Below are 18,935 nucleotides of genomic sequence, written 5' to 3' on the forward strand. Positions count from 1 at the left end.
ATCTGAGCAAGGGCATTACACAAAATGCATGAATTCGAAGGAGGGCAACAACATGTTGAAGTTGAACAAAGGCTTTGCGAAAACAGGATTTGCGTTTATTGCCGCTATGATGGCGATTGTACTGGTCGTATCCGGCTGCTCAAAGGGCGGGGATTCCGGCGGCTCCAAGGATTTAGCCTCGATTGAAGGCCGCTACGCGCCGGACGCGGAGAAGCCGGCTTGGCAGCTGGACAGCAAGGAAGAGCCGACGGATCTGACCTGGTATGTCAATGCAGATTGGTGGAACACCGATTTCGGCAACGATGTCGTCACGAAAAAAATCAAAGAAGATTTGAACATTAACATTAAGTTCATTACCGGCGACGACACGAAGCTGAACACGTTCTTTGCCGGCGGCGACATGCCCGATTTGATAACGACCTTCGATTCGAACTCTCCGATCGTGCAGAAGGCTGCGACATGGGCGCTTCCGCTTAACGAACTCGCGGAGAAATATGATCCGTATTTCAATAAAGTAGCGGCGCAGGATACGCTGAACTGGTTCAAGCTACAGGACGGCAATACATACGGCTATCCGAACTACTCCAACACTCAAGACGACTACAACAGCGGCAACATCCCTGCCAAAACGGCATTCATTGTCCGCAAGGACGTGTACGAAGCGTTGGGTCAGCCTGCTATGGGCACGACGGAGCAATTCGAGTCCGTGCTGAAGGACATTAAACAGAAATTCCCTGAGCTCATTCCATTCGGCTTCAACTCGATCGGCGAAGGAACAGGCTCGCTTGGCGATACGCTGCAGGACTTTATCGGCGTGCCTCTTGAGGATGCGGACGGCGGTTTCTATAACCGCAACCTGGACGAGGATTATTTAGCATGGTTAAAAACGTTGAATAGGGTACACCGCGACGGTTTGATCAGCGACGATAGCTTTGCCGATGACAGCACGGCATTCGAGGAGAAGGTGAAAGCGGGCAAATACGCTACGATGCTGCTCGACGGAACTCCGCAGCAAGGCGGCAATCTGCAAATTTTCTTCAGCGGCAACAGGGGCAAGGAATACATCGCGATCGACGGCCCGCAAAGCACGAAGGGCAACGCTCCGACGCTGAATCAATCGGGCATTACCGGCTGGATGATCAGCTTTATTACGAAGAAAGCGAAGGATCCGGCGAAAGCGATCCAAGTGTTCACGTATTTGCTCAGCGAAGAAGGCCAAATGCTGATGAACTACGGCATCGAGGGCGAGACGTACCAGAAGAACGCGGACGGAACGGTAGCGCTGCTGCCGGCGGTGAAGGAGCTTCAACAGAGCAATCCGGATAAGTTCAAGAAAGAATTCCGGATGGGCGAATTTATGTTCTTCGGACATGACCGCCACAAGGCGCTGAGCGGAGACGCATTCCCGGAGGCGATCAAGCAGATGCAGGAATGGGGCAAGGGCAAGCTGAAGCCGCATTTCATTCTGGAGAACATCAATCCGGATCAAGGCACGCCGGAAGCGCGCGCGCTTAGCGCGAACAATACGAAATGGAACTCCTCGCTCGTGAGCATGATCCGCGCGAAGGATGACGCCGGTTTCGAAAGCGTCCTGAACGAATACAAGAAGTTCTTAGACGACAACAGCTGGGAAAAAATCGTCGAGATCCGCAATGAAAAAATGAAAGCGAACAAAGAAAAGCTGGGCCTGGAATAGGGGCCGGCAACGACGGATAGGATGTCCCGGGCAAACAAAAGATGAGACAACTTGGGATCGGTAGACATAGGAGGGAAACATCATGCTGAGCTTGTATCAGTCGAAAAGCGAAAAAGAATTGTTCGTATCGAAAAACGTGCAGCAATTACCCCGGTTTCCGGAGGCGGTCACAAGCAAGATTACGGTGGACGACAGCCAAACCTATCAGGAGATGGACGGGTTCGGGGCTTCTTTTACGGACTCCGCCGCGTATTTGATCAATCAGGTGCTTGAGCCGGAGCAGCGTGCGGAGCTCATGAAGAAGTTGTTCGACGCGGAGGACGGGATTGGCTTGTCGGTATTGCGGAATCCGATGGGAGCCTCCGATTATGCGCGGGATTTCTACAGCTACAATGATTTGCCGGAAGGCGAAACCGATGTACGGCTCGAGAGATTCTCGATTGCGCACGACGAAGCGGACATTATTCCGCTTCTGGCCGAGGCTGTCCGTCTCAATCCGGACGTGAAGCTGATGGCTTCGCCATGGAGCCCGCCGGGCTGGATGAAGACAAGCGGCTCGATGATCGGCGGGGAGCTGAAGCCGGAATATTATTCGGCATACGCGAGCTATTTCGTCCGTTACATCGAGGCATATGCCGCGAACGGTCTAGCGATCTATGCCGTCACTCCGCAGAATGAGGCGCTGTATTCGCCGGTGCATTACCCCGGCATGATTATGCTGCCGGAGTCGCAAAGCGATTTTATTAAAAATCATTTGAAGCCGCAATTCGTCAAGCATCAATTAAATACGAAGATACTGTGCTATGACCATAACTGGGATAAGCCGGACTATCCGCGCACGGTGCTGGAGCAAGCGGTGGACGAGGTGGACGGCGTAGCTTGGCACTGGTACGGCGGCAAGCCGTCGGCACAAACCGAGATCTACGATGCTTTTCCGGGCAAAGAAGTGCATTTCACGGAAGGCTCCGGAGGCGAGTGGATTCCGCCGTTCGAGCAAGCGTTCTCCAACGTCATGCGGACGGGCATCGAGATTTTAAGAAATTACAGCAAATCGTACGTGCTGTGGAACATGGCGCTCGACGAGAACAACGGACCGGCCGTGCCGGGCTTCGGCCGAAGCACCTGCCGCGGTATCGTGAGGATCGATCAAGGAACCAAGGAGCTTACGTATACGCTGGATTACTATGCGCTGGCGCATTTCAGTAAAGTCATCCGTCCCAAAGCGGTGCGGCTAGGCTGCTCCTCCAGCGAAGAAAGCGTTCGATCCGTTTCTTTCAGAAATACGGACGGCTCGATCGCAGTGGTTCTGTTCAATGATGGCGAGAGTTCGGTGAATATCGATTTGGAGCTGCCGGGAGATCGGCAGCCGATCGGCATCGGTATGGAGCCGAAAAGCGCGGTTACGGTTATGATGAAGAAATAGGTATGCGTTCGGATAAAGGGCTGTCCCCAAAGCCATTGGCTTAGGGGACAGCCCTTCTGTGCGGGTATGCAGCTAACCACTGGCTGCTATTTTGGATTTTCGCAGTAACTTCGGGCGGAATGAATGGTGGTGGTGGGCTATGTTGGATTTTCGCACTAACGGGTTTTTCCCTTTCAGTGACGGTGTTTGTTCATGAATTTGACGCATTTCGATTTGTTGACATCCTTTGAATATCGATATATGATTCTACATGTGAGTATGATAATCAATATCAATTAAAGGGGTCTTATGATGAATAGAAAGCTGCTTCTTCCATTTATCGTTTTGATGTGTGTCATGATCAGTGCTTGCGGGGGCAATAACGCGAACAACAATGCGTCCTCGCCGGGCAATAGCCCAGCTGCGAGCGAAACTCCTGCAACTGAAGCTCCGGCTGCCGATACAGGTACGATCACGTATGAATCCGAGCTCGGTCCGGTAGAAGTGCCGGCTAGCCCGAAGCGTATCGTCGCTCTGACGAACGCGCCGAATATCCTTGCGCTGGGAGGGACGATCGTCGGCGTGGACGAGTGGACGAATAAGAGCCCGCACTTCACGGAGAAGCTGGCCGGGGTAGAAGTTGTATCCGAGGATAGTCTTGAGAAAATCATCGAGCTGGAGCCGGATTTGATCATCGCCGGCACGCATAACAAAAATATCGACAAGATGAAGGAAATTGCGCCTACCGTCGTTTATACTTGGGGCAAACTGGATTACTTGACGCAACAGCTCGAAATCGGCAAGCTGCTGAACAAGGAGCAGGAAGCGCAAGCGTGGATTGACGATTTCACGAAGCGTGCCGCAGAAGCCGGCGAAGAAATTAAAGCGAAAATCGGCGAGAACGCAACGGTTTCGGTATTCGAGACGGATTCGAAAAGCTTCTACGTGTTCGGCAATGCTTGGGCTCGCGGAACGGAAATTCTGTATCAGGCAATGGGTCTGAACATGCCGGAGAAGGTAAAAGCCGACGCTCAAGGACCTGGCTACTATACGCTTTCCACTGAAGTTCTTAGCGACTATGCCGGCGATTATATCGTTCTTAGCAGAAGCGCCACGGGAGACAATTCGTTCATGCAATCCGATACTTGGACGAAAATTCCGGCAGTCCAAAACGATCATGTTATCGAGATCGACACGGAAGCTTCCTCTTACAGCGATCCGATGACACTCGAGTATTTGCTGAACATCTTCAAAGAAGGTTTCTTGAAATAAGCGTTCGCGTTATCGCACGGGCTGGTGAAGAAGGCCGAGTTGCCTCGATTGAAATGGAGGCTGTCTCGGCCTTCTTCGCGCCCGTTATGACCTTGAAGGAGGAATGGCAATATGAGCGGCAGCCGGAAGCCTAAGTCTTTTGCCCTCAAAATCATAATCAGCTTGGCGGCGCTCGCAGCTATGTTCGCACTTGCGATGCTGCTCGGCGCCAAGGATGTATCCTTGCGCGAGCTTTGGTTAATTTTGGCTAACCAAGGCGGGGACAACGATAAAATCGCGATGCTCCGGGAAATTCGTTATCCGCGGGAAGTGGCAGCCGTGCTTGTGGGCGCCGCGCTTGCGGTAGCCGGCGCGATCATGCAAGGCTTGACGCGCAATCCGCTTGCAGATCCCGGGCTTCTCGGTCTAACCGCCGGAGCAAACGCATCACTGGCTCTGGCTATCGCCGTTTTGCCCGAGATGAATTATGTCGGGATCATGCTCGTCTGCTTCATCGGGGCCGCGCTCGGCATGTTCCTCGTTATCGGCATCGGCTCGGTGAGGAAAGGCGGCATGTCTCCATTCCGGATCGTGCTGGCCGGCTCGGCGGTGTCCGCGTTTCTGTATGCCGTGTCGGACGGCATCAGTCTCCTATCCAAGACGTCCAAAGACGTGACGATGTGGACATCGGGGGGGCTAATCGGCACGACGTGGGGACAGGTTCAAGCGATGAGTCCTGTCATCGTCGTTGCTATTCTCGTTGCAATGACCATGTCCAAGTCGCTTACGATTTTAAGCTTGAACGAAGAAGCCGCCGTGGGTTTAGGCATTCGCAAGGCATACGTCAAAACGGTATTGTATATCATGATTATTTTGCTGGCCGGAGCCTCCGTCGCGCTCGTCGGAAACATGGCGTTCATCGGGATGATGATTCCTCATATCGTAAGAGCGCTGTTCGGGACCGATTATCGCGCGGTCATTCCGATGTCGGCGATCTGGGGAGCGACCTTCATGCTGATGGCGGATACGCTTGGCCGAACGCTCTATGCGCCATTCGAGACGCCGGTTGTGGCGATCATGGCTATCCTCGGACTCCCGTTCTTCTTGTTCGTTGTTCGTAAAGGAGTGAAGACGCTGTGATGAACTCGAACGCGAAGGTTCAAAAACAAATGATCGTCTTCGCGGTCATGCTGCTGCTCATCGCAGCGACGATCATTGTCGGAATGAGTTTAGGCTCAGGGGCGCTGTCCATCAATCGGCTGTTTCAGACGTTGTTCGGGCACGGCACCAACAAGGAAAATCTCGTGCTGTTCTCCATCCGTTTGCCGCGTATCGCCGTGACGCTGCTGGCCGGCATGGCTCTAGCGCTGTCCGGCGCAATCCTGCAGGGAATTACGCGGAACGACTTGGCCGATCCCGGCATCATCGGCATCAACGCGGGAGCCGGCGTGGCGATAGCGGTATTTTTCCTATATGCGCCGCTCGATCCGAAGTCTTTCGCTTATATGCTTCCGATTGTCGCATTCTTAGGAGCGTTGCTTACGGCTGCACTCATCTACATGTTCTCCTATTCCAAAGGGAAAGGGCTGCAGCCTGTTAAGCTCGTGCTCGTTGGCGTGGGCTTCGCGCTCGCTTTGTCCGGCCTAATGATCGTCCTGATCTCCTCCGCCGATCATCGGAAGGTCGATTTTATCGCGCAGTGGCTGGCGGGCAACATTTGGGGAGCGGACTGGCCGTTCGTATGGGCGCTGCTGCCGTGGCTTGCCATCCTGCTCCCGTTCACGCTGTACAAGTCGAACGCTCTTAACCTGCTGTCGATGGACGAAGCGGTTGCCGTAGGGGCCGGCGTCTCCATCAACCGGAACCGGCTGCTGCTGCTCGGGACTGCCGTCGCTCTTGCCGCCGCTGCGGTATCCGTCACCGGGGGAATCGCGTTCGTCGGCTTGATGGCCCCCCATATCGCCAAAGCGATCGTAGGGCGCCGCCATCAATATTACGTTCCTATCGCCGTCCTGATGGGAGGCTGGCTGCTCTTATTCGCCGATACCGTTGGGCGCAATCTCGTCGATCCGTCCGGCATTCCGGCAGGCATTATGGTCGCGCTCATCGGCGGGCCTTACTTCTTGTATCTTCTATTAAAGAAGTAGTCGGGGCGGTGGGTGCATCACAACATTGGAGGTTCCGTTAAGAATGCCACTCCGGCTTGGAGTGGCATTTTGACGTTTAGTGCGATCAGCATGGCCGCTACCTCTATGAGATTAGGATAGAGATGAGATTAGTTCGGAGCTCTAATGGTATAATCACGGTAGACTGACGGAGTTAGAAGGGTGATTTGATAGCTATGAGCGTAATTCGTTTGGAGAATGTTACTAAGAAGTATGAAGAGTCCATGATCTTTCGCGATATCTATTTTCGCGTGAGCCAAGGAGAGCGCATCGGCCTTATCGGTCGGAACGGTGCCGGTAAGTCGACGGTGTTCAGGCTGATCATGGGTAAAGAAGAGCCTACGTCCGGAAAAGTGGATATAGATCCGAAGGTTAGAATAGGTTACTTCTCTCAATTCTCGGAAATGACGGGCAGCCTGTCGGTTCAACAAGAGCTGGAGATGTGCTTCGAGCAGGTTGCGATTATCGAACGCGAGCTGCAGGAAGTAGGGGAAAAGCTGGGTCTAGTCACCGATGATGGCGAGATGGAGCGGCTGCTTGCGAGACAAGCGGAGCTTTTTGAACAAATGGAGCATTTGGACGGCTGGAACGTTTCCGTCGAGATTAACACGGTTCTTACGAAGCTGGGGTTCAACGATAGATCCCGCAATCAGCCTATTGACGAATTGTCGGGAGGCTGGCGCAACCGCGCGGCTTTGGCTAAGATGTTAATCGAGCTGCCTGATGTCGTCTTGCTTGACGAGCCAACGAACTATCTGGATATTGAAGGGATAACGTGGCTGGAACAGTGGCTGTATCGGTTCAATGGGGCTATGATTCTAGTGTCGCATGACAGGCAGTTTATAGACAAAGTGGTTACGCGAACGATCGAGATCGAGAACTATCATTTTCAGGAATACGAAGGCAATTATACCGATTACGTCCGCAAAAAGAAAATGCGCAAGAAAGAGCTGGATCGCCAGTTCGAGTGGGAGGAAGAGCTTCTGCTCATGGAATCCGAAGCGATTGACAGCCGCGCGAGCAAGAAGACGTCGAAGGACCGGCTTTCCCGTCAACTGGCAGACAACAAGAAGCGGATCGAGCCGCATCCCGTGAACGTGCTGATCACCGATATTTACGAAAAGCTGCGTTTTCCGGATAAGTTGTGCGAAGTGAAGAACATCGGACAGACCTACGGCGAGCGGACGATCTTCGGGAACGTCAGCTTCGATATTCAGAAGGAAGACCGATTAGTCATCGTGGGCCCTAACGGTAGCGGGAAATCGACGCTTATTAAGGTGCTTACGGGACAGGAAAAACCCGAGTCCGGCGAGGTGACCTGGGAGAAAGGCGTCGGCTACGCCTATTTCAACCGGATGTGGGAGGAGCTTGATCCGAAGGATACCGTTAGCCATGCGGTCAATACGTACGGTTTAGGTCTGGACGCACCCCGCAAAAAGGTGAACAAGTTCTTATCCATGCTGCAATTCTCGGAGATGGATCTAAGCAAAGCCATCGGCAATCTTTCCGGTGGGCAAAAGGCAAGGGTCGCGCTTGCTAAATGCCTTCTCTCCGGCGCGGCGGTCATTATATTGGATGAGCCGACCAACCACTTGGATCTAACGAGCATACAGGTCATGGAGCAGGCGTTGATCCATTTTCCCGGCGCCGTCGTTACGGTAAGCCATGATCGGTTCTTCATCGACAAAATCGGGACGAAAATGCTGAGCTTTGACCCTGTATTGGGTATAAGCGAACAAAATCTTTAGGGAAGATGTGTCGATTTTGTTGGGTGCCGTTCGTTGTCTTTATAGAGGCAGGAATAATACCCTTCGAAAGGAGATTTCAAAATGAAATTCTTGTGTTTAGGTTATTTAGATCCAGAGAAAATGGATGCCCGTCCCAAAGAGGAGATCGACGCCGTTATGGGCGAATGTCAGCCCCATCTTGAGCAATTCTACAAAAGCAATCAAGTGGTTATCGATGCGGGACTCTCCTTGGAAACCAAAAGCATGCGACGGGTGAACGGGAAAGTGTCCGTTATTGATGGTCCTTTTACCGAAACGAAGGAGTGGATCGGCAGCGTGTTCCTCATCGAGGCGAGGGACATGGAAGAAGCGATCCAAATCGCTTCCTTGCATCCGACTACGCAGGTGGCAGCGGGCGAGCAGTTCGGGTGGGGCATTGAGATTCGCCCGATCCATTACTTTGAGAAAATGGAATAGTTAATGGAGTCGAAAAGCCGCGCACTGCGGCTTTTTGTTATTGTATTTATATATGACAAGCTGGAACTAATGACAAAAATTTCTTTTAAATTCCAGTCCTTACAGTTAGAATGTCTTTAGATAGACGGTCCGGGTACTAAGAATATTCGAGTGACGCATACACTTGAATGATTTTTTGTAAGCGCTTTTATGAAGGGGAGAGGGAGAGAAACCATGAAACGAATCCCGATGATGCTGCAGCTGGCGCTGATTCTGTTCTGCGTCATGGCCATTCCGATGGCCATCCTGACTTGGTATAGCGGCGGGCAGATTCTGCAAAATTCAGAGAGCGCGATCGCGGAATCTTCATTGGCGGGGTTGAACGCAAACCGCAAGCTCAATGAAAATGCGCTGAACAATTTGGCTCAGGATGCGGTGCGCCTTGCGGCCACTAACATCTTCGATCGCATTCGTAATTTCGAGACCTTCGATGAGCTTAACGGCAATTATAGCAATGTCAACAAAGCGCAGGCCGTGCTGCTGGAGCTGCTTAACTTGAATCACAGGGTGAATGGCGTTTATTCCTCTTACTTCTATTTAGAAGACTCGGATTACGTGATTTCGACCGACAAGGGCATTACGATGTTGGAGCGATATGAATCGATCGATTGGACGGAGGAAGCGTTTGTCGGCAGAAGAGGGATCAGCGGCGTATGGTATCCGCGCAGACTGGACTCGGGGGTAAACGTTGTTTCGTATGTGCTTCCTCTGAACCGTCTATTGACCACGACACGCGGGTTCTTAGTCGTCAACATCCGGGAAAGTCAAATCGGGGATTACCTTCGCACCTCGGAGCCGGGCAAACATGATTATCTTCTCATGGGATCGGATGGCGCGATTATCTCGCACAATGACAAGAGCTTGTTGCTTACAGACGGGAGACAGCAGCCACACATTGAAGGGATACTGGAGAATAGCTCGAAAGAGGGTTATTCGTTTCATGAGGCTAGGGGCGAGCGTCTGATCTACACGTGGTCCCGTTCACCGCAGTTCGGGTGGTGGAATGTTAACATTTATTCCATGGACGAACTGATGACCAAGACCCACTCCTTGCAGAGCAACATTATTGTTCTTACGGTCATGATTATCGTCGCAGGCACCGTGCTGACCGTCTTGCTCGCGACCTGGCTGTCGAGACCTCTGCGGGAGCTGGTTCGGGCCGTCCGTGCTCGCAGTAAAAATCTAGTTATAGGGAACAAGAATGAGCTTGTGTTCCTTGACGCGGCGTTCAGACGAATGCAAGACGAGGAGGAAGGGCTCTACAAGCTGCTGCATGAACGGGAACAGGATACCCGCAGCCTCGCGATCCACAACTTGCTTAGGGGCGAAGTGACCAAACAGATCGCCGAGATGTTTCCGAACCCCTATTACGTTGTCGCCATTGTTTCGATCGATCAGTATAGGCGGTATGTGAGCAAGACCAATCCGGAGACCCGTAATTACCATCGCTATTTGCTCATAGGGAAATGCGAGAGCCTGTTCACGGACGGGATTCACGCACGAAGCGTCTATCATGGCGAAGGCTGCTTCGCTATCGTTATCAATTATGGTCCATCGGAGCTTGAAAGCCATTGCGAAGGTATCGATCGGACGCTTGCCATGATCAGGGACTCAGCGGCGGAGCTGCTCGGCCACTCCGTAACCATTGGGGTCAGCAGCCAGGCGACGGAAAACGATATGATCGCCGATCGGGTGGCCGAAGCGATGGAAGTCATCAAGCATCGCATGATTGAAGGCAGCGGAGGCATTACCTACTGGAGGCAGGAAGCCGATCAGAGTAAAAAGTATATTTATCCAACGAACAGCGAGAGGCGTATTCTTAATTTTCTGGACATCGGGGATCAGGGCAGCATTATGAAAGAGCTGGAGCTCATTCGAGGCGAGATCCAGTCGGTCGAGTACATCTCCTACGACAATATCTTGTTCATCTATACCCAATTGGTAGGCGTTACGATCAGGCATCTTAGGGAGAACAATATCAGCACTTCGCGTTTCTTTGCGAGACGTGGAAATATTTATTCCGCCATTGCTTCCTTTGATACGCTTGACGAGCTGGAACAATATTTGCACGACTTCTTCGGCGAGATTGTTCAGTACTTTACACGCAGCGCAAGCGAAGTCAACTACGGAGAGCGAATCATTCGTTACCTTGAAGAGAATTTCAGCGAAGAGATTGTGTTTGAAGAAATGGCGAAGGATATCGGCATCAGCTATTCCTATATGCGCAAGATCGTGTACGAGCTATCGGGCAAAAGCCTGATCGACTACACCAATCAGCTGCGAATCGAGAAGGCGAAACAACTGCTGCTGGAATCCAAGCTTAACATCGGCCAGATCGCCTTCGAGGTCGGCTACGGCAATGTCCAAAGCTTCAATCGTTTTTTTCGCAAGTACGAGGGCATGCCGCCTAGCAGCTACAAGGCATTGAAGCACGGAAGAACATCGGAACCCGAATCGATGTAATCCGCTTACGGAGAACGACAAGAAAGTGATATGGAGATATGGAGCTGATCTTTCGGTCCCTAAGGACCAACGGAGACTGCTCCATTTTTGCTTATGCCAATCGGAATTGATTATTACGTCTCAAATCCCGCGTAATAACACGGGAAAATCAAAAATGACGGATGGAATCAATAGTCATGATTTACGGATCGGATGACGGGAGGATATGATGCAGGCATAACCCCGCCAATGTCTGAACAAAACAGTCGGCCGTGGAAGCCCTAATGCGGAGGAGGTGAGACGATGAAAGTTGAAAGCGCTTCACTTGAAAATGAAATCGCTTTAAAGAAACACAATAAGGGTAACCGGAGAATGACCCATTATCTTCGGCGGGACTGGCAGCTGTACTTACTTCTTCTGATTCCACTGTCTTTTGTCGGCGTTTTCAAATACGCGCCGATGTCGGGGCTCGTGCTAGCCTTTAAGGATTATAAGATCGCAAGGGGGTTCTGGGGCAGCGACTGGGTGGGTTTTCAAATCTTCCAAGAGATATTCGATAAACCCGACTTTATCCGCGCTGTCCGCAACACGTTGATGCTCAACAGCCTCGACCTTATATTTAGTTTCACAATGCCGATTGTGCTTGCGCTGCTTCTCAACGAGATCAAAGGCGTCAAATTCAAACGCGTGAATCAAACGCTGCTGTATCTGCCGCATTTCCTGTCCTGGATTATTATCGGTTCGATCGCTTACCAGCTGCTTGGCCAAGGGAGCGGCGCGGTCAATAATCTATTCGAATTGATGGGATGGAATCGTGTCCCGTTCCTGCAGGAGGACACGCATTGGCTGTTCAGTTATTTGGCTATCGGAGTCTGGCAAAGCATGGGCTGGGGCACAATCATCTACTTGGCTTCGATCAGCAGCATCAACCCCGAGATGTACGAAGCGGCCATCGTCGATGGCGCGGGGCGGTGGAGGAAGGTGTGGAATGTCACGCTGCCGTCCATCCGCGTTACGATTGTAACCTTGCTGATCATGAACCTGGGCAAGGTGATGGAGGGCTCGTTCGAGCGGGTATTTGCCCTGCAGAATAAGGCCACTACGGAATATACCACCACGATCCCGGTACTGGTCTACCGATGGGGGATCGAGAGCGGCAACTTCAGCCGCGCGACGGCGCTCGGGTTGTTCCAGGCGCTCATCGGGCTAGCGCTGGTGCTGCTCGCTGATCGTATTGCCAAGAGGCTCGGCGAAGACGGATTGTTATAGAAAGGAGGCGAACCATGAAAACATCCAATGGCACGCTTGCCATGCATCGTAAAAAAAGCTTTGATATCTGGGATGTGCTGATCCGCCTCTCTCTGATCATCTCCTCGCTGGTCTGCTTGCTGCCGTTCGTTCATGTCGTGTCGAAGTCCCTTAGCAATGACGCTTATGTGATCGCGAATAAAGTGTTTCTCTGGCCGCAAGGCGCCACCATTGAGGCGTACAAAAAAATTCTCCAAGACGAGAGCATTCTGCGGTCGTTGTATGTATCGATTGTCGTGACGGTGCTCTTCACGATTATAGGCATGATCATCACGATTTGCGCGGCCTACCCTTTATCCCGCCCGCAATTGAAGGGCCGAACGGCGCTGACCGTTATCTTTATGTTCACGTTGTACTTTCACGGCGGGATCATTCCGGAATACATGTTGATCAACAATCTGGGTTTGTTGGACAGCATGTGGTCGATTATTTTGCCTCCGGCATTCAGCGCCTTCAACCTGTTGATTATGAAAACGGCCCTCTCCAGCAGCATTCCGGTCAGCCTGGAGGAATCGGCGCGGATCGACGGCGCCGGACACTTCCGCATTCTCGTGAATATCGTACTCCCGCTGTCCAAACCGATCATGGCAACCTTGGCTCTCTTCTACGCGGTCGGGCGCTGGAACACTTACCAAGACGCCCTGTTCTATATTAAGCAAAATGTAGATATGCGGCCGCTGCAGCTGAAGCTGTATTATCTTGTCATTCAGGCCAGCGAGAGCTTCCAGCTGGAGGCGACGCAAGTGCAGCTGAGCAACCCGGAGGTGCTTAAAGCTTCATGCGTTGTATTCGCAACGTTGCCGATCTTATGCGTCTATCCGTTTATTCAGAAGTATTTTGTCCAGGGCGTTATGCTTGGAGCCGTCAAAGAGTAATAGGGAACCCAAGTCGAAATTACAATAATGGGGGAATAAGAGATGAGCAAAAGGAAAGTCTTCGCATCCTTGTTGATGACTTTAGTTATGGGAGCCACGCTTCTTGCGGGCTGCTCGGATGGCAATAACGGCAATTCGAAGGGGACCAACGGCGCGACAAATGCTCCGTCTGCGACGAATTCCGCAACCAATGCCCCGGAAGGCGGCGCTGAAGGCAGCTTTGCCGATTACTCTAAAGGCTTCCCCGAGAAGGTCAATCTCGAAATTCCGGTCTATGAACGTGCATTCGAGGGCTGGAATGTAACCGACAACTACTATACGCGCTGGATTCAGAAGGAATTCGGCGACAAGTACAACGTAAACGTGAAGTTTATCCCGATTACCCGCAGCAGCGAGGTCACGGACTTCGAGCAGCTGCTGGCCTCCCATAAGGCGCCGGATATCCTCTTCCATTACGATATGCCGCAAGCGCTTGCATACTACAGCGAAGACGTCATGCAGACGCTGAATTATGAGGAGATCGCCAATTACGCTCCTACCTACTGGAAAAACATGAGCGGGACAATCGAACAATACGGCAAGGTAGACGGCAAAAATGTATTTTTCTTCGCTGCCCGCCCGTCTGCGGATAACTATACGACGTTGATTCGCAAAGACTGGGTGGAGAAGGTCGGCATGAAAGTGGAGGATCTGACCTCCCTTGAGAAGTACAACGAGATGCTGACGAAATGGAAAGAAGCCGGACTCGGAGCAGGCGGCGGCAGCTTGCTGCAAAATAACTACAACTACAGCTATGCCTTCCGCGATTGGCCGATCGACGCGAAAGAACGCGCGCTTTATTCCGATCTCGGCGTAGCGGATCTGACGACTCCCGCAAGCGAGCGCTACTTGCGCAACTTGAACTATCAGTACAATAACGGCCTGATCGACAAGGAATTCTATCTGCGTAACGATGACGGCAAAATCAAGGCTGAATTCGTTGCGGGCAAGACCGGCACTTACGGCGTTTACCTGGCCAGCAATACGGATGTCATCGATGCGACCCTTAAGAACAATCCGGATGCGCAATTCGCTGTTCTGCCTCCGACGGCCGGCACTCCGGAAGGATATAAGCCGCAAGGACGCGCGTACTGGCCTTTCGGCTTCATCATGGGCATCAACTACGAATCCACGGAAATGGAACGCGCGGCGGTCTGGATGTACCTCGAATGGATGAGCCAGCCGGAGAACCTGTTCTTCCTGCAGAACGGCGTTGAAGGTCAGAACTATACGCTCGACGGCGAGGGGATTGCCGTGAAAAACGCGGATTTCAAAGGCGAATCCGTCCTGTCGCAGAACAACAACAAGGATTACTGGGCACTCGTCATCGAAGTTCCGCAATATGCCGATCCTGCCGTAACCCGCAAAGCTTATCTGCGCAACTGGGCGCCTGCAGGCTATGAATATTTGGCTGAGGATCTATTGAAATATTACGAGCAAACGGCGGAATATCGCACGCCGGACGCTATGTTCGGCGTCGTGCTGGAGAAAGTCAGCGAATACAAGGCCGATCTGAACTCGCTCTTCCAAGAGCTGTACGTGAAGGTCGTCCTCGCGCCGACCGACCAGTTCGATGCAACCTATGAGGCTGCTAAGAAAACATATCTCGAATCGGGCTATCAAGAGATTCTGGATGAGAAACAAGCCGCGATCGATGCGGGCAAATTCAACTAACGGCTAACGAAACGACTTCCGAAGCCTCTGCGTCTCGCAGGGGCTTTTGATACGAGGTTGCTAAAGAAGGCCGGCAGCGCTCTTTTTTTCGAGAGGTAGCCGGCCTGTTTTATTGGATCATCACAGCCGGGACGTCAAGTAGTCCGCGGTGCGTATGGCCAGCGCCACTGCTCTCTAGGCACCCAATTGGGTGTTTTTTTTCTTTATGTCTCTATGTACCTCGCCATACTTTCGCCATGTTAGTCGCCGTTCTGATCCGTCATAATACAGTTAACAACTACGGAGAACGGTGTTGTATTTAACGAATAGGGGGAAGAAGAATGTTAACTAAAACGGTGACGTTGCAGCCTTTTGCCGATATTTCTGAGTATACAGAGGGATTCAAGGTTATCTCAACGCAGTTCGGAGCGGATGGCCGCGTATATGTGCTGCTGATTAACCAGATCCCGGAACGGGCCGCTATAAACAAAACATATACCTATAAGGTGCTGATCGTTGAAGATGAAAGAATCGAAGAAGCGGTCATTCCCAGACAGCATTTCCATTATCATTACGTACAGCCGCTGCAGAATCATCTGCTGCTTGTCGGGGCTCGATGCTCTTATTATAGAACCGGAAAGTATGACCTGAACGCCAAAGTTTACGATTATGAAGGGAATAGCGTTCGAGAGTTCCTGCTTGGAGACGGGATTCAGAGCGTGCAGGTATCGGAGAAGGGCACGATCTGGACGAGTTACTTCGACGAAGGCGTATTCGGGAATTACGGATGGGATGATCCCATTGGCGCAAGCGGCCTTCTGGCTTGGGATGAGCACGGAAACAAAATCTATGAAAACCGTGCGGCGGACATTGCCGATTGCTATGCGCTTAATGTCGTTAACGAGAAGGAGATTTGGTTTTATTATTATACCGACTTCTCGCTTGGCTGCATCTCGAGCGGCCCTCGGCAGGCCAAGGTTACCTTTATGAATCCCGAGATTTCCGGTTCCTCGGGCTTCAGTACGGATGGCTATCACTTTCTATTCGACGCGGGTTACGGGAAGCATGGAACATTTATTCTCAAAAAGAACGAAAAGCCCGGGAGCTTGACCAAAGGGCATAAGATTCGTTTTGCGAATGGGCAAGCGAACCCGATTAAACCGGATTCGCAAGATTTTCGCAAAAACCGCGTTTTGTTCCGTGAAGGCAACTTGTTATACCAAGCGGCGATAGAAGAGGTAGTCTAGTTCCCGACACCCAGCGTTCATTCCGCCTCCATGATTTTGACGGAGAAGGCGATGTCGGCATAAGCGGGATGAAGCTCATCCTCAGCACGCATATGGAGGATCGGTCTGGCGTCATGGGCGAAATGGACCGATTTGACCCGCGCATGCCGGCCCGGATCATTCAGCCCGCCGTCGCCGGGCTCGCCCTCCGTACGGGCGTGGTAGCACAAGACGGCGTTGCCCAGCTCATCGACCGTAAACGAGTTGTGGCCGGGACCCTGCTGCCCGTCCGAGAAATCGCAGGTGGACAGTACCGGATACGGGTGCTTCGTCCAACTGTCCAGATTCATCAGATCGGCATCCTCGTCCGCGTGCAGATAGCCCATGCAATAGTTGGCATCGACGGTACCGGCGGAGAAGAAGACGAGTATGCGTCCCGCCTGTTTGATCACGGCAGGCCCTTCGTCGATTTGGTCGCCATGTGCCTGCTCCCAGGCATAATCCGGCGTGGAGAGCTCTATTCTTCGGCTTGTCAGCCGCCATGGTTGGCCGGGATCGATCGTGGCCATGTACAGCCTGGAGCCGGCGGGCTTCTCCGCCCAAATGACGTAATGCGTGCCGCGATGTTCGAAATAAGTCATATCCAGAGAAAACGTGCCGAACGAGCCGTCGTTCGTTTCGTTAACGGCCCAGTGCCCGTCGCGCGACCAGGCGGCAGGATCCATCACGTCCCCATGGCAGGGGATAAAGATCGGGCGAATGGACCACACATTGTCCACGCTGACGCCGGCCGTGCACAAGATATACCATTTGCCCTGAATGTTGTGCAGCTCCGGCGCCCAAATATACCGATGGTTGACGCTTGAGTTTTCTTCGTTCCATACTTCCGTTTCCTCGGCCGATGCCAGTCCTTCAATCGTGCGGGCCCGTCTGATCACGATGCGGTCGTATCCGTCCGGCTGAACTTCGTTGTTGCCGTCATGCCCATAGGTGGGATAGGACGCCGTGAAGTAGTAGTAGCCGGACTCGGCATCATGGATGATATACGGATCGGCTCTCTCTCTAATGAACGGGTTCGGATATTGCGGTTGCCGGATGCGGCCGGTAAGCGGGTACGTACCCGGCTTGTCGAAGTCGACGCCAGTCGCATCCCATGTCACGGCCAGCTTTTTGACCGATCCGTCGCTGTACGTTGCTGTTACTTGACCCGGCAGGCCAAGTTGTTGAAGGCTTGAACCGGAGGGTGCTGCAAGGTCCGGGAAAACCTCGGTTATTCCGGCGTTATGCGGCTTATTGTATCGGCGGAGGAACGCGGCATATTCCAAATCGCTAATCGCAATTCGGGATGCTTGCACGGCTTCTTCGACCGTTATGTCGGACCGCGATTTCGTATAATCCGACCCCGCGGGTTCGCTGAATTGTTCCCAGTCCTCCGTTGCAGCCATGTAGCCATCGGTTCCGTCCGACCACATAAGTCTGTATATTTGGAACTCCTTGTCATAGGATACGGACAGATCCCTTACGGGAATGCCCGAGGCGTTGACGCGTATGTAACGCTCGTTAACGAAAGTCCAGTCCTCGCCGCAATCGTAGACGAAGATGTATTCGGAGCCGTCATGATCGGCTGCCGCAAGGCCGAGCTTGCCGTCCGGCTTCCGGAACAGGACGGGCGAGCCTAACTTTTTCGTCCCTTGCAGAGGAAACAGAACAGGCTGGCCTTCATTAAGCGGCACAAGCTGCCCTAGCTTCTTGGCTGCCAGGCAGAGGGCCGACTTTCGATTGGAATCTCCCAGCTGAATGTAGGCGTACAGGTGTGCATGACTCATTTAGGAATGACCTCCATGACGATGATGATGATGAACATTTTCGAATTTCGAACGGTTCGATAAGTGCCTGACGTAGTTATTATCGCCCGCCAAGCCACAATCTGGCAAACAGGAGAATAGGGGAGAACCGAATCTCGTCATCGCGGATTGCCGTTTCCGATTGGACGATCCCGATGCGGGGCGCAGAGCCTATGAGGAGTCGCATATTCTGGGGGCCGTCTATATGGATCTGGAGAAGGAGTTGTCCGGCGAGGTCGAGGAGCATGGCGGACGCCATCCGCTTCCGGATATTTTTGCAATGACGGTTACGTTCGGCCGGGCGAAATAAGCAACGATTCGATTGTGGTCACTTATGACGATCAAGGCGGAGCGATGGCTTCCCGGCTATGGTGGTTACTGAAGTATTTAGGGCATGAGCAGGTCTATGTGCTGGATGAGGGCATCTCGGCTTGGGCGAAGCAAGGTCTGCCGGTATCGTCCGATCGGGGAGAGGCGCAGCCAGCGACTTTCATTGCTACGGTGCAGCACAGCATGCTGGTTGAAATGGACGAGGTGAAGGAACTGCTCGGCAGTGGGGGGACGACGTTCATCGACTCGCGGGAAGCTCCGCGCTACCGCGGTGAAGTCGAGCCGATCGACCGCGAGAGGTAACTAAAGAGTTTTACAGGACTCAACGAATCGCTTACGCCTTTTACAGCCCATATTACAGAAAGTCGTGGATAGTCTTAACGAACCCAATTGTACAAGCTATTTTCATTGGTCTACAAAGATCAATAGTGACGTACTGCAAGACAACATCATCTATTCTA

At 52.5% G+C, this 18,935-nt stretch carries 15 protein-coding genes; 14 read left to right on the forward strand and 1 reads right to left on the reverse strand.

Annotated elements, in window-relative coordinates:
• Positions 1 to 52 precede the first annotated feature (52 nt).
• The 12 genes from J2T14_RS23115 to J2T14_RS23170 all read left to right on the forward strand — a co-directional run bounded on the left by J2T14_RS23115 (position 53) and on the right by J2T14_RS23170 (position 16,321).
• On the forward strand, positions 53 to 1,696 hold the full coding sequence (locus J2T14_RS23115) for a sugar ABC transporter substrate-binding protein (protein WP_307474575.1): 1,644 nt from the start codon (positions 53 to 55) through the stop codon (positions 1,694 to 1,696).
• Between the two features lie 82 nt (positions 1,697 to 1,778).
• Positions 1,779 to 3,119 carry a glycoside hydrolase family 30 protein gene (locus J2T14_RS23120; protein WP_307474577.1) on the forward strand — a complete coding sequence of 447 codons (1,341 nt, stop codon included), beginning with the start codon at positions 1,779 to 1,781 and terminating at the stop codon, positions 3,117 to 3,119.
• A 291-nt stretch (positions 3,120 to 3,410) separates the two neighbouring features.
• Complete coding sequence (locus J2T14_RS23125; protein ID WP_307474833.1) at positions 3,411 to 4,370, forward strand: iron-hydroxamate ABC transporter substrate-binding protein; 960 nt, start codon at positions 3,411 to 3,413, stop codon at positions 4,368 to 4,370.
• A 111-nt stretch (positions 4,371 to 4,481) separates the two neighbouring features.
• Positions 4,482 to 5,489 carry a FecCD family ABC transporter permease gene (locus J2T14_RS23130; RefSeq protein WP_307474579.1) on the forward strand — a complete coding sequence of 336 codons (1,008 nt, stop codon included), beginning with the start codon at positions 4,482 to 4,484 and terminating at the stop codon, positions 5,487 to 5,489.
• Positions 5,489 to 6,496 (forward strand): FecCD family ABC transporter permease, encoded by a 1,008-nt coding sequence (locus J2T14_RS23135; RefSeq protein ID WP_307474835.1) that lies wholly within the window; start codon positions 5,489 to 5,491, stop codon positions 6,494 to 6,496. The genes J2T14_RS23130 and J2T14_RS23135 overlap by 1 nt, the downstream gene beginning before the upstream one ends.
• Before the next feature lie 194 nt (positions 6,497 to 6,690).
• Positions 6,691 to 8,262, forward strand: coding sequence for an ABC-F family ATP-binding cassette domain-containing protein (locus J2T14_RS23140; protein ID WP_307474580.1), 1,572 nt, complete (start codon positions 6,691 to 6,693; stop codon positions 8,260 to 8,262).
• 81 nt (positions 8,263 to 8,343) lie between these two features.
• A complete protein-coding gene (locus J2T14_RS23145; protein ID WP_307205921.1) occupies positions 8,344 to 8,718 on the forward strand; it encodes a YciI family protein in 375 nt (124 codons plus the stop codon).
• Positions 8,719 to 8,931: 213 nt separating this feature from the next.
• Complete coding sequence (locus J2T14_RS23150) at positions 8,932 to 11,220, forward strand: AraC family transcriptional regulator (RefSeq protein WP_307474582.1); 2,289 nt, start codon at positions 8,932 to 8,934, stop codon at positions 11,218 to 11,220.
• A 282-nt stretch (positions 11,221 to 11,502) separates the two neighbouring features.
• The gene (locus J2T14_RS23155) at positions 11,503 to 12,468 is read left to right on the forward strand and encodes an ABC transporter permease (protein WP_307474584.1); all 966 of its coding nucleotides are present in this window, start codon (positions 11,503 to 11,505) and stop codon (positions 12,466 to 12,468) included.
• Between the two features lie 14 nt (positions 12,469 to 12,482).
• Positions 12,483 to 13,382: a carbohydrate ABC transporter permease gene (locus J2T14_RS23160; protein WP_307474586.1), complete on the forward strand. Its 900-nt coding sequence runs from the start codon at positions 12,483 to 12,485 to the stop codon at positions 13,380 to 13,382.
• A gap of 42 nt (positions 13,383 to 13,424) precedes the next feature.
• Complete coding sequence (locus J2T14_RS23165; RefSeq protein ID WP_307474588.1) at positions 13,425 to 15,095, forward strand: ABC transporter substrate-binding protein; 1,671 nt, start codon at positions 13,425 to 13,427, stop codon at positions 15,093 to 15,095.
• A 320-nt stretch (positions 15,096 to 15,415) separates the two neighbouring features.
• Positions 15,416 to 16,321, forward strand: coding sequence for a hypothetical protein (locus J2T14_RS23170; RefSeq protein ID WP_307474589.1), 906 nt, complete (start codon positions 15,416 to 15,418; stop codon positions 16,319 to 16,321).
• 17 nt (positions 16,322 to 16,338) lie between these two features.
• Here J2T14_RS23170 and J2T14_RS23175 read toward each other — a convergent pair whose 3' ends face one another.
• The gene (locus tag J2T14_RS23175) at positions 16,339 to 18,126 is read right to left on the reverse strand and encodes a family 43 glycosylhydrolase (protein ID WP_307474591.1); all 1,788 of its coding nucleotides are present in this window, start codon (positions 18,124 to 18,126) and stop codon (positions 16,339 to 16,341) included.
• 160 nt (positions 18,127 to 18,286) lie between these two features.
• Between J2T14_RS23175 and J2T14_RS23180 the strand changes: the two genes are divergently transcribed.
• On the forward strand, positions 18,287 to 18,454 hold the full coding sequence (locus tag J2T14_RS23180; protein WP_307474593.1) for a hypothetical protein: 168 nt from the start codon (positions 18,287 to 18,289) through the stop codon (positions 18,452 to 18,454).
• A 14-nt stretch (positions 18,455 to 18,468) separates the two neighbouring features.
• Positions 18,469 to 18,777, forward strand: a complete 309-nt coding sequence (locus tag J2T14_RS23185; RefSeq protein WP_307474595.1) for a sulfurtransferase — start codon at positions 18,469 to 18,471, stop codon at positions 18,775 to 18,777.
• The last annotated feature ends 158 nt before the right edge of the window (positions 18,778 to 18,935 follow it).

The organism is Paenibacillus harenae (assembly GCF_030812415.1).
Taxonomy (GTDB): domain Bacteria; phylum Bacillota; class Bacilli; order Paenibacillales; family Paenibacillaceae; genus Pristimantibacillus; species Pristimantibacillus harenae_A.

Excerpts from the sequence above, each read along its gene's own strand:
- J2T14_RS23130 (WP_307474579.1), top strand. The coding sequence starts at position 4,482 with ATGAGCGGCAGCCGGAAGCCTAAGTCTTTTGCCCTCAAAATCATAATC.
- J2T14_RS23165 (WP_307474588.1), top strand. The coding sequence starts at position 13,425 with ATGAGCAAAAGGAAAGTCTTCGCATCCTTGTTGATGACTTTAGTTATG.
- J2T14_RS23160 (WP_307474586.1), top strand. The coding sequence starts at position 12,483 with ATGAAAACATCCAATGGCACGCTTGCCATGCATCGTAAAAAAAGCTTT.
- J2T14_RS23175 (WP_307474591.1), bottom strand. The coding sequence starts at position 18,126 with ATGAGTCATGCACACCTGTACGCCTACATTCAGCTGGGAGATTCCAAT.
- J2T14_RS23120 (WP_307474577.1), top strand. The coding sequence starts at position 1,779 with ATGCTGAGCTTGTATCAGTCGAAAAGCGAAAAAGAATTGTTCGTATCG.
- J2T14_RS23115 (WP_307474575.1), top strand. The coding sequence starts at position 53 with ATGTTGAAGTTGAACAAAGGCTTTGCGAAAACAGGATTTGCGTTTATT.
- J2T14_RS23150 (WP_307474582.1), top strand. The coding sequence starts at position 8,932 with ATGAAACGAATCCCGATGATGCTGCAGCTGGCGCTGATTCTGTTCTGC.
- J2T14_RS23135 (WP_307474835.1), top strand. The coding sequence starts at position 5,489 with ATGAACTCGAACGCGAAGGTTCAAAAACAAATGATCGTCTTCGCGGTC.
- J2T14_RS23145 (WP_307205921.1), top strand. The coding sequence starts at position 8,344 with ATGAAATTCTTGTGTTTAGGTTATTTAGATCCAGAGAAAATGGATGCC.
- J2T14_RS23170 (WP_307474589.1), top strand. The coding sequence starts at position 15,416 with ATGTTAACTAAAACGGTGACGTTGCAGCCTTTTGCCGATATTTCTGAG.
- J2T14_RS23125 (WP_307474833.1), top strand. The coding sequence starts at position 3,411 with ATGAATAGAAAGCTGCTTCTTCCATTTATCGTTTTGATGTGTGTCATG.
- J2T14_RS23140 (WP_307474580.1), top strand. The coding sequence starts at position 6,691 with ATGAGCGTAATTCGTTTGGAGAATGTTACTAAGAAGTATGAAGAGTCC.
- J2T14_RS23155 (WP_307474584.1), top strand. The coding sequence starts at position 11,503 with ATGAAAGTTGAAAGCGCTTCACTTGAAAATGAAATCGCTTTAAAGAAA.